Genomic DNA, 11,052 nt, shown 5'->3' with positions numbered 1-11,052 from the left:
CGCTCGGGGTTGTCGCCGGCCGAGATGAGCAGGGCAGCGGCGCTGTCCGGGCCGACGCCACGGACTTCCAGCAGGCCCGGCGTGCTGACTTCGACGGCCTCGGCTATCCGCTTGTTGAGATCGTCGATCTCCTCGGTCAGATGCCGGATGCGGCGGGCCAGCAGCCTCAAGGTGTGACGGGCGGCCCCGGCCGGTCCCCTCGCATGCTGGGGATCGAGGTCGGCGCACCGCTTGAACAGGTGGGGGTTGCTCAGCCCGGCGAGCGACTCGCGGAGGGCGGAGTCAGCTGAGACCAGGACGCTCTTGAGCTGGTTGATCGCCTGGGTGCATGTCGTTGTCGCCCCGCCGACGGGCGGGGGAGTGGGGGCCGGAGAGAGGGGCTCGACTCTCGCCTGCACCGGTGCCGGGGGAGTCCGCGTCCGGGGCGCCAGCGGGTTCGCTGACCGTCCGGGGGGCCGGTGGCGCCGGAGTCGACGCCGGGCCTGTGGGCGGCCGCCGTGGTGCTGCGGGAGATCATGCCGGAAGCACGGCCACGTTCGTGCGGAAACGGCGGAACGGGTGCCCAGAGCGCGCCCTCCCCAGCCGTGTGGAACGGGACCGTCCGCCTCGCGGTACGTGGCTTGAGGGGCATGTTCCCGACAATCAGGCGACACCCGTGCAGGGGTGTCCGCACCGTCCTGTACGAATGTGCCAACTAGATTCTGCTGACCATGCGTTTGAACGCCGCTCGGAACTGGCAAAACAGCAGCTCAGGGTGCTGACGGAATGCCATCTACCGGCAGTGGTCGCACCCCGCGTCCGCCGCCGGCCCCGCGGCCGTCCCGCCCGGCGGGGCCGGCCGGCGCCCTCACTGGACCTCCAGGACCTCCGAGACCGGACGGCGGGGTGTGGCGGGGCCCGCGGGGCCGTAGCCGAGGCGCAGGACCATCTGGACGTGTCCCGTGGCGGCGAGCGGATCGCGGACCGTCCAGCGCAGCTCCGGCCATTCCAGGGGCTGGGAGGTCATCGAGGTGGCCAGGCCGTCGGCGGTGGCCCGGAGGAGCACCCGCTCCAGCGCCTGACCGGCCAGCAGCCAGTCGGCCCGGGTGTCGCCCCGCGTGCCCAGCAGGGCCAGCCGGGGCCGCTTCTCGAACACGGCCCACCCGCGGTCCGGCACCGGTCGGTCCCGGCCGAAGTCGCGTACGGGCGCCGGTCCGCCGGAGCTCCGGGGGCCGAACGCCTCGGCGGGCACGCCGTCGCGGCGCGTCGGGCCCGGACTCCGGTCCCCGCCGGTCCACGCGGCCGTCTCGGCCCGGACGAGCGGGTCCGTCTCCTCCAGGTGCTCGGCGTCGTGCACCAGCCCGAGCAGGGTCTCGATGTGCCAGGTGCCGGGGACGGTGAGGTGGCACCCCTCCAGTCGGGCCGCCGCCCGCAGGCCGTCCAGGACCGCGGGCGGCACGGCCTCGTCGCCGAACGGGAGCCGGCTGGTGTGCCGGCGGCGGAGCGCGTCGTAGAGGGCGGCGAGTTCGTCGCCGCCGTCCGCGGCCGCCTCGAAGGACACCCCGGCCAGGAGCCAGGGCCGGGAGCCGTCGGGCAGCAGCCGCACGCGCGCCCCGAGCCCGTGGCGGGCGGCGGACACGCGCAGGTTGAACAGGGCCGCGGCGCAGCCGAGGTGGAGGGCGCGGTGATCGGGGTCGGTACGGGTCATGGCCCGCTCCGGGTCTCCGTACAGCTCGACGACCTCGTCGTCCGGCCGGAAGACGAAGCGCCAGGGCTGGGCGTTGTGCATCGAGGGGGCGGTGACGGCGTCGGCGACGAGCCGGGCGACGGTTTCGGTTTCGACGGTGCGTGCGGTCACGGGTCTGGTCCTGTCTGTGCTGCCCCGGTCGTGCGCCACGACGGCGCCCCCGAGGTGGAGCGGTGCCTGCGCTGCCTCCAGGGTCGGCCGGCCGGCCGGGGCCCGGGTAGGGCCGACCGGTGCCGTCCCGGGACCATAGGTCCCACCGGTCCGCGCGGCACGGGTCCGTGCAGCGACGACGGGGACCTTCGGCCCCGGTCACGGTCCCGGGTGGCGGTGTCCCCCCATCGGCCCCTGGACGACACGGCGCAGGCCGTGGCGGCCGAGTACTCGGGTCTGCCGGTGACAGACCGTGACGGTCGACTCGGCGGAGGCCCCGTCCCGTCCCGTCCCGTCCCGTCCCGGAGAGGGTCCCAGGGGTCCGGATCAGGGCCCGGCCGGCCCGTGCCCCGGGCGGCTGTCGATCGTCCGTCCGAATGTGATCGAGGGGTCGGTAGCCGACGGGTACGGTTTGGCCATGGATTTTTCCGGAACTAGCGCTACCGATGAGAACTCCGGGCAGGTGGAGGCCATCATGGCCGCGGCGCGCCGGCTGCTGCCGAAGGAGGGGGCCCCGGGGCTGTCCCCGGAGGCGGTGGCCGCCGAGGGCGGGCTGGCCGTCGCCGACGTGGCGGCCGTCTTCCCGCACCGGGACGACCTGTTGACGGCGTTGGTCGTCGACGCCTACGACGCGTCGGCCGCCGCGATGGAGCGGGCCGACGCGGCCGCCGTGGCCGGGGGAGCCCCGGCGGGCGCGCGGCTGCTCGCGGTCACCCGGGCCCTGCGGGCCTGGTCCTTCGCCCACACCGGCGAGTTCACGCTGATCTACGGTTCGCCCGTACCCGGCTACCACGCCCCGCAGGACACCGTCCCGCCCGCCTCGCGCACCCCCGCCGTGCTGGCCGGCATCGTGAGGTCCGCGCTGGAGGGCGGCGAACTCCTCCCGCCCCGGAGGACGGTACCGGGGCCGCCGCTGCTCCGGCCGGAGGCCGTGCAACTCTTCGGAGGGGTGCCCGACGCACCGTTCTCGGACATCGTCGAGCGCGGCATCGTGCTCTGGAGCAGCCTGATCGGGCTCCTGGTGTTCCAGGTCTTCAGCCGTACCCACGACAGCGTCCGGGACGAGTCCGCGTACTTCGACTTCGCCATCGCGGTGGCGGCCGAGGGCATCGGCCTGACGGTCCCGCTGGACGAACCCACCCACACCGACTAGACCGTCTGCCGCGTGCGCGCGGCACCGGCGGGGAATCAGGCCGTGAACACCACAAGAACCCTCTGCTTCGTCATCGCGGCGCTCTCGTCGTACGCCGCCCTCGTCTACCGGCTCTGCCAAGTGCGCCGCAGCTGGCGGGACAGCGCCTACCGCACCCTGGTGGTCACCCTCCTGCTGCAGTGCCTCACCTTCACCATGGGCGCCGTCGCCATGAGCGGCGACAGCTTCCTCGGCGTCGGCAACCTCGCCATCCTGGTGATGCACGTATCGGCCGTCGCCTTCTGCGTCGCGGCCGAGATCATCCTGCTGCGCTGGGCGGCCGACCCCGCGGAGGCCGCGCGCAAGGCCCGCTACTGGCTGATCACCGGCGTCGCCCTCGGCGTGCTCCTGATCGCCCTCTTCTTCATCGCCGACGGACCCGGGCGGCCGGCGACGGACTTCAACTCCGGCAGCGGCCAACCGCTGGTCCTCGTCTACCTCCTGGTTTTCATCGTCTCCCAGGCGGTTCCGTGCGTGACCATCTTCCGCCAGTGCGGCCCCTACGCCCGGATGACCGGCAAGGCCTCGCTGCGGCAGGCGCTGCGCATGCTGTCCGTGGCCGCGGTGATCCTCTTCCTCTACTGCACCTGCCGGACGGTGAACATCCTCACCGCCGCGGCCGGGATCGACATCGGCGTCTGGCAGCTCGCGTCGAACGTCTTCAGCGCCGCGGGGATCGTCACCCTCTCGCTCGGCCTGACGTTCTCCTCCTGGGAGGCGTCGGCCGCCAAACTGCTGGAGTGGGCGCACAGTTACCGTTCCTACCGGGCCCTCTACCCGCTCTGGCGGGACCTGTACGAGTCCTCTCCGGACATCGTCCTGGAGCCGCCGGGCTCGGCCTCGGTCTCGGACCTCAACTACCGCCTGCACCGGCGCGTCATCGAGATACGCGACGGATGGCGGGACCTGCGCCCCTACATCGACCGCACCGCACCCGCCGTCGGGGCGGCGGATCCCGCGGCGAGCGAGGAGTACCGGCAGGCCCACGCCGAGGCGGCGCAGATCAAGCAGGCCCTGCACGCGAAGCGGGCCGGGACCGTCCCCGATCTCAACAAGGACGCGGGCGACTTCGACGACCGGGACACGGACAACTTCTCGGCGGAGGTCGCCTGGCTCACCCAAGTGGCAGCCGTCTATCGTAAACTCGGCAAAGCGGGTTGAGAGCTCCCGCCCGGTCTGTCCCCCGTCAGGCCGGGCGGGTTTTCCCTTTTTCACCCTCCCCGTGGTTCCCCCCGTTTTCCCCCGTGGGTCCCCCCCTTTGTTTCCCCCGTTTCCCCCGTGTTGCTTCCGGGCAGAGCGGGTGTGATCCGCTCGGTGCCGACCCCCATCCCCCGAGGGCCGGCCCTGCCCGGACCGACAGCCGCCAGCACATCAACTCGGCTACCCCCGTAAGCAAAGTTAGCTGCCAGCTATCGGCGAGGTCCACGGTGGCGGACTCTGGTCAGATTGTCAACTGACGGCTAATCTGCGAAACTGCCGGATAGCTGAGAGCAATGTCGAGGAGGTGACGGAAGGGAGAATCGCCGTGTCGGAGACCGACGACCGGCCCAAGCTGGCAGTGCGTCTGGACAACCTCTTCAAGACGGTCCGGCCCAAGGGCAAGCACTGGACCAACGCCGAGGTCGCGGAGGAACTGAAGCGCGCCAACCCCGAACTCAAGGCCGGTGGCGTCTATCTGTCGCAGCTGCGCACCGGCAAGCGCTCCAATCCCTCGCCGGACCTGCTGGCCGCCCTCGCCCGGTTCTTCGGCGTTTCCGTCGCGTACTTCTTCGACGACGAGGTCGCCGAGTCCGTCCTCAGTGAGGTCGCCGCCATCGAGGCGCTGCGCCAGGCCGGAGTCCGCTCCGTGGCCATGCGGGCGGCCGGGATGAAGAAGGAGAACCTCCAGGCCATCACGGCCATCATGGACCAGTACCGGCAGCTCCAGGGCCTCCCGCCCGTCACCGACCCCTCGGAAGACCCGGAATGAGGGTCCCCGGAAGGGGGCGTTCGGCCGATCACGGCCGCCGCAGTCAGCTCAAGAAGCTCCGCAAGGACGGAGCGCGGCGGCTCGCCGAACTCAACCTGCCGGAAGGGGCAGACGTCGCCGAACTCTGCCGGTACATCGGAGAGATCCGCGACCGCCCCATCACCCTGATCCCGATGCAGATGCCCGCCTCGCAGCCGTGCGGCATGTGGGTGGCCGCGCGGGACGAGGACCTGATCTTCTACGACGCCAACACCACCAGCGCGCATCAGGAGCACATCATCTTGCACGAGCTGGGCCACATCATCTGCTGTCACCGCGGGGCGGGCTGGCTGGACGAGGCGAGCTCCCGCCTCCTCTTCCCCAACCTCGACCCCGACCTCGTCCGCGACATGCTCCTGCGCGCCACCTACGACGACGTGCAGGAACAGGAGGCCGAGGTCATCGCCTACCTGCTCTCCCAGCGGATGGGCGGCGCCGAGGACGGACCCGGCGCGGCCCCGGGCCCCGGGGGCGGACCGTCCGGGAAGGGCGACGACACGCTCAGCCGCATCGAGCGCACCCTGTTCTGAGGGGCCCGCCCGGCCCGTCAGGTCCCCGGCGTCCGGCTCACACGTCGCGCCGGCGTACGACGACCACCGCGAGGGCGACCGCGACCAGCGGCCACACCACGTACACGGCCCAGGAACCGGAGACGGTGGCGTCGTGGACGTGGTGGAGGTCGGGAAGGTCCCCCCAGTTCTGGACGAGGCGCTTCCAGGCGGAGGCCACCATCACGTGGTTGACGTCGGCGGACCATTGCCTGGAGGTACTGAACAGCGGCGGCAGCATCACCAGGGTGAAGAGCGTGGCGACCAGGCTGCCCGGGGTGTGCCTGATCAGCGCGCCGAGGCCCAGGCCGACCAGGGCGCAGACCGGAGCCAGCAGCGCGGACGCCGCCATGGCCCGGGCCGCACCGGGGTGGGTGAGGGAGACCCCGGCGTGCCGGCCGTCGAGGACGGCCTGGGAGACCAGGAAGGCGCCCAGGGAGACGGCCGTCCCGACGGCGGTCCACACCGCCGCGACGACGACGGCCTTGGCCAGGACCACCGAGTGACGGGCGGGTACGGCCACGGTGGTGGTACGGATCAGCCCGCTGCCGTACTCGCTCACGATCGTGACGGCTCCGAGGCTGCCGGCGACGAGCATCAGCGTCATGTAGGCGCCGGGCGGGAAGGCGTCGAAGGGCAGGAACCCGCGGGACTCCTGCGCACCCGGGCCGGCGGCGGCGATGGTGTCGTGGTCCGCCAGCGCCGCGACGGTCGCGCACCCGATGACGAACAGCGCGGTGAGGGCGATCGTCCACCAAGTGGAGCGCAGGGACCGCATCTTGATCCACTCGGCGACGAGCAGGTCACGGAAGCGGGCGGGAGGTTCGGCGATGGAGGAGACGGAGGAGACGGGGGAGGCGGAGGCCGCGTGGGCGGAGGCGGTTCGGGTCATCGGGTCCGTCCTGTCGTGTACTCGACGCTGTCGGCGGTCAGTTCCATGAAGGCCTCCTCCAGGGAGGCCGTACGCGGGGTGAGTTGGTCCAGCACGATCCCGTGAGCGAAGGCGAGCGCCCCGATCCGGTCCGCCGCCAGTCCGGTCACCACGAGCCTGCCCGTGTCCGCCGGCCCCTCCGGCTCCACCGAAGCGCCCGCGCCGGCCAGCAGCGCCGCCAGTTCGGCGGTCCGCGACGTGCCCACGACGGTCCGGGACCGGGTGCTGCGGGCCGCGAACTGCCCTGCCGACTCGGCGGCGATGAGCCGCCCGCGGCCGATGACGACGAGATCGTCGGCGGTGTTCTGCATCTCCGACATCAGATGGCTGGAGAGGAAGACCGTACGGCCCTCGGCCGCCAGCCGCCGGAAGAGGCCGCGCATCCAGAGCACGCCCTCCGGGTCCATGCCGTTGACGGGCTCGTCGAACATCAGCACCGGGGGATCGCCGAGGAGGGCGGTGGCGATCCCCAGGCGCTGCTTCATGCCGAGCGAGAACCCGCCGATGCGGCGGCCCGCCGCTCCGGCCAGGCCGACCTCCTGGAGCACCTCGTCCACCCGGCGCGCCGGGATGCCGTTGCTGCGGGCCAGCGCGGACAGGTGGGCGGTGGCGCTGCGTCCGCCGTGCACCTGGTTCGCGTCGAGGAGGGCGCCCGCGTGCCGCAGTCCGCGCGGGTGGTCGCCGAAGGGGACGCCGGCGACGGTGGCGGAACCGGCGGTGGGCCGGTCCAGGCCGAGGACCATCCGCAGGGTGGTGGTCTTGCCGGCTCCGTTCGGGCCGAGGAATCCGGTGACGCGGCCCGGCCTGACGGTGAAGGACAACCGGTCGACGGCGGTCTTGGCGCCGTAGCGCTTGGTGAGTTCGTTGACTTCGATCACAAGGGCAACCCTGCCGGGAGGGCGCCCCGCGGGCATGGTGCCGTGGGCGGCACTCGCGCGGCCGCCCCCGGCCGTGGGAGTACGCCCCCGGGCGGGGGCCGCGGGGTGACCCGAGGACGTCAGCCCCCGGCCGCCGACACCTCCTGGGCCAGGACCGACACGGCCCGGCGGATGTCCCCTTCGCGGTGATCGGAGGTGACGAAGAACCGCAGCCGGGAGAGCCCCTCCTCCACCGCGGGGTGGAAGATCGGATCGGCGATGACACCGCGCTCGTACAGCCGGTCGGCGACGCGCAGGGTCCTCGCCGAGTCACCGAGGAGGCACGGCACGATCGGGGTGTGGGCGCTGGAGCCCGTCGCGAGGCCGGCCGAGGAGGCGAGCGAGAGGAAGAGCTCGGCGTTGCGCCGCAGGGCACGGACCCGGTCCGCGGTGATCAGCTCGCTCGCGGCCAGCGCGGCGGCCGCGTTGGCCGGGGTCAGGCCGACGCTGTAGACGAAGCCGGGCAGGGTGTGCCGCAGCCAGCGCACCATCCGGGCCGAGCCGCCGAGGTAACCGCCGCAGCTGGCGAAGGCCTTGGAGAGGGTGCCCATCCACAGGTCCACTCCGGACCGGTCGACGCCGAAGAACTCGCCGACACCGCGGCCGTGCTCGCCCACGGTGCCGATGCTGTGGGCCTCGTCGACCATCAGCAGGGCGCCGTATCGTTTCTTCAGTTCGATCACGGCCGGCAGGTCCACCAGGTCGCCGTCCATGCTGTAGGCGCCCTCGACGGCGATCAGCACCCGCCGGAACCGCGAGCGGTTGACCCGCAGCATGTGCGCCAGCTGGTCCGTGTCGTTGTGGGCGAAGGGCCGCCGGGCCGCCCCGGACAGCGCGCAGCCCTGCAGGATGCTGTCGTGGGCGAGGGCGTCGTGCAGCACCAGGTCCCCGGCGCCGACGACGTGCCCGATCGCGGTGACGTTGGTGGCGTGGCCGCTGACCAGCGCCAGGCAGTCGTCGACGCCGAGGAAGGCGGCGAGCGCCCGCTCCAGCCGTACGGTCAGCTCCCGTTCGCCGGAGAGCACCCGGCTCGCCGAGACCGAGGTCCCGTAGCGGTCCACCGCTTCGTGGGCGGCGGCGGTGACCGCCGGATGGCCCGAGAGCCCCAGGTAGTTGTAGGAGCCGAAGGAGAGGTACTCCCGGTCACCGATCACGGTCGTGTCGCGGATCGTGCCCCGGTGGACCCGGAAGTACGGGAAGTCCGCGCCGCCGGCGGTGATCGCGTCCAGGCGTTCCTCGAACTGCCGCACCTCCGGGAAACCGTCGACGCTCGCCGTGGCGGCGTACTCGTCCCCCTGCGGCTCCGGCGCCTCCCACGGCTCCCGCGGCCGCGGGGGAGCGGCGGGGGCCGGCGCGTGCGTGAGGTGGGGAGCGACCAGTTCGGTCAGCCGCCCGATGGTCAGGCCGGGCCTGAAGGTCTCCTCGCTGGGGAAGCCCGGCGCGTGCCGCGCGATGATGACGTCCAGCTCCTGGAGCATCAGGGAATCGAAGCCGAGATCGGTCGTCAGGACCATCCGCGCGCCCAGGTCGGAGAGCGGGAAGACCCCGGTCCGTGAGACCGCTTCGAGGACGACGGACGCGGCGGCCCCGCCCGGTCCGGCCGACGCGTCCGGCTGCGCGGACCCTCCCGGCGAGGCGGGCGCGCCCCGTCCGGCGGAGGGCGGGACCGCCGCCACCACCCGCGGGGGTTCCTCCGGGTGGCCGGCGGGCTCCGCCGTCTCGCGGGCCGACGCGTCCACCACCCAGTGGTGGCGGGGCGCCAGGGGACTCGGCGGCAACGTGCACGGAGGAGTCCGCTCCGCCGCGGGAAGCGGCGCCGGGCCGCTCACCGCACGCACGGCCGGGCCCGCCGGCGCGGGGGCGCGTTCCCCGTCCGCCGGCGCGCCCGGGGCGGCGGCGGACGTCTCGGGCGCGCCGGGCTCCACCGCGCCGACGGCCAGCCCCGGCCCGAGCTCCCCGGTGCGGCCCGCCGCGATGGCCTCGGCGGCGGCGGTCAGCCGGCCCGCGGCCTCGGCGGAGTCCCGCGCCACCACCGCCAGACGCTCCGCGAAGGGCGTACGGCGCGCCAGGGTGTCCGCGACCCGGGCCGGCGGGAGCCGGTCTTCGGTGAGGACGTCCGCCAGGTCGCGGGCGTAACGGGCCAGCCCCGCCCGGTCACGGGCGCTGAGCACCAGGAGGTGCGGCTCCCCGTCCGGGGCGGGCACGGCCGGCTCCGGGGCGGCGCACTCCTCCACCACCAGGTGGACGCCGGTGCCGCCGAAGCCGAAGGCGCTCACCCCGGCCCGGCGCGGCCGCGGGGACCGCGGCCACGGCGTCGCCTCCGTCGGGACGACCAGCCGCGCGGCGGCGAGGGCCGCCGGCTCGGCCGGTTCGAACTCCGGCTGCGGCGGTATCAGCCCCCGGTGCACGGCCAGGACGGTCTTGATGAGCCCCGCGATCCCGGCGGCGTTCAGGGAGTGGCCCACCACCGCCTTCACCGCGCCGAGGAAGGCGGGCGCGGCGTCCTCACCGCGCAGCTCGCGCAGCACACCGACCTCGACCGGATCGCCGACCGTCGTCCCGGTACCGTGCGCCTCCAGGTACCCGACCGAGTCCGGGGCCAGGTCCGCGTCGCGGTAGGCCCGGCGCAGGGCCCGGAGCTGACCGGCCGCCTGGGGGTGCATACCGCCGTGCACGGTCCCGTCGTTGGCCGTGCCCACCCCCCGGATCACCGCGTAGACGCGGTCGCCGGCGGCCAGCGCGTCGGCCAGGGGCCGCAGCACCAGGACCCCGGCGCCCTCGCCCAGGACGAAGCCGTCGGCCCGCGCCCCGAACGGCAGGCACCTGCCGCTGCGCGAGACGGCGCCGATCCGGCTCAGGCCCACCAGCAGGTCGGGGGTGAGGATCAGCTGGGCGCCGCCCGCCAGCGCGATGCGGGTGCGGCCCGCGCGCAGGGCGAACACGGCGTTCGCCACGGCCATCAGCCCACCGGAGCACGCCGAGTCCAGCGCATAGCTCTCACCGTGCAGGTCGAAGACCGAACTGATGGTGTTCGGACCCATGTTGAGCAGGAGTCCGGCCACCGACGTGCCCTGCAGGTGGTCGACGCCCCGGACCGTTTCCAGCCACCGGGGGTCGGCCGGCCGGGCCCCGAACTCGCCGCCGGCCACCTGGCGCATCCGGATCTGCAGGCTGCTGAGCTCGCGGTAGCCGCTCTCGGTGAGCGAGGTGATCACCGAGGTCTCCTCGCGGTCGAAACCCTCGGTCTCCCATCCGGCGTCCTGGATCGCCTCGCGGGCGAGGTCGATCAGCAGCCGGTGCTGTGGGTCCATCGACCGGGCCCGCCGCGGCGGGATGCCGTAGTGCGCCGCGTCGAAGTGGCCCACGTCCGGCAGCAGCGCCATGGTGTCCGTGTACGTCGTCGACGGGTCGCGGAAGTTCTCGCTGAGGAAGGCGGAGGCGCGCCACCGGGACTCGGGGATGGCGGAGAACTGGGGCCGCGGGGCGGTCAGGAGACGCCAGTACGCGTTCACGTTCCGGGCCCCCGGGAAACGGCAGGCCATGCCCACGACCGCGACGTCGTCGTGCCGCGCCGACGGGG

General features: G+C 73.5%; 8 protein-coding genes and 1 pseudogene. 4 read left to right on the top strand and 5 right to left on the bottom strand.

Going from position 1 to position 11,052, the window contains the following annotated elements; translation table 11 throughout:
- Positions 1-398, bottom strand: a pseudogene (locus tag ACZ5D2_RS07785) (hypothetical protein); the annotation flags it as partial.
- 449 nt (positions 399-847) lie between these two features.
- A complete protein-coding gene (locus tag ACZ5D2_RS07780; RefSeq protein WP_468927953.1) occupies positions 848-1,837 on the bottom strand; it encodes an Acg family FMN-binding oxidoreductase in 990 nt (329 codons plus the stop codon).
- 457 nt (positions 1,838-2,294) lie between these two features.
- Here ACZ5D2_RS07780 and ACZ5D2_RS07775 point away from each other — a divergent pair, with 457 nt between their 5' ends.
- From ACZ5D2_RS07775 to ACZ5D2_RS07760, 4 genes are all read left to right on the top strand, one after another.
- Complete coding sequence (locus tag ACZ5D2_RS07775; protein ID WP_371680108.1) at positions 2,295-3,029, top strand: TetR/AcrR family transcriptional regulator; 735 nt, start codon at positions 2,295-2,297, stop codon at positions 3,027-3,029.
- Between the two features lie 42 nt (positions 3,030-3,071).
- Positions 3,072-4,229, top strand: a complete 1,158-nt coding sequence (locus ACZ5D2_RS07770) for an MAB_1171c family putative transporter (RefSeq protein ID WP_371680109.1) — start codon at positions 3,072-3,074, stop codon at positions 4,227-4,229.
- A gap of 364 nt (positions 4,230-4,593) precedes the next feature.
- Positions 4,594-5,037 carry a helix-turn-helix domain-containing protein gene (locus ACZ5D2_RS07765; RefSeq protein WP_266836919.1) on the top strand — a complete coding sequence of 148 codons (444 nt, stop codon included), beginning with the start codon at positions 4,594-4,596 and terminating at the stop codon, positions 5,035-5,037.
- Positions 5,034-5,606 carry a toxin gene (locus tag ACZ5D2_RS07760; protein WP_468927947.1) on the top strand — a complete coding sequence of 191 codons (573 nt, stop codon included), beginning with the start codon at positions 5,034-5,036 and terminating at the stop codon, positions 5,604-5,606. Before ACZ5D2_RS07765 ends, ACZ5D2_RS07760 begins: the two co-directional genes overlap by 4 nt.
- A gap of 37 nt (positions 5,607-5,643) precedes the next feature.
- Here ACZ5D2_RS07760 and ACZ5D2_RS07755 read toward each other — a convergent pair whose 3' ends face one another.
- From ACZ5D2_RS07755 to ACZ5D2_RS07745, 3 genes are all read right to left on the bottom strand, one after another.
- Positions 5,644-6,516, bottom strand: coding sequence for an ABC transporter permease (locus ACZ5D2_RS07755; protein WP_371680111.1), 873 nt, complete (start codon positions 6,514-6,516; stop codon positions 5,644-5,646).
- Positions 6,513-7,433 (bottom strand): ATP-binding cassette domain-containing protein, encoded by a 921-nt coding sequence (locus ACZ5D2_RS07750; RefSeq protein WP_371680112.1) that lies wholly within the window; start codon positions 7,431-7,433, stop codon positions 6,513-6,515. Before ACZ5D2_RS07750 ends, ACZ5D2_RS07755 begins: the two co-directional genes overlap by 4 nt.
- Before the next feature lie 119 nt (positions 7,434-7,552).
- Positions 7,553-11,014 carry an aminotransferase class I/II-fold pyridoxal phosphate-dependent enzyme gene (locus tag ACZ5D2_RS07745; protein WP_371681370.1) on the bottom strand — a complete coding sequence of 1,154 codons (3,462 nt, stop codon included), beginning with the start codon at positions 11,012-11,014 and terminating at the stop codon, positions 7,553-7,555.
- Between the last annotated feature and the right edge of the window lie 38 nt (positions 11,015-11,052).

Source organism: Streptomyces sp. NPDC031479, assembly GCF_055581065.1.
This window is presented reverse-complemented; position numbering and strand designations above follow the sequence as displayed.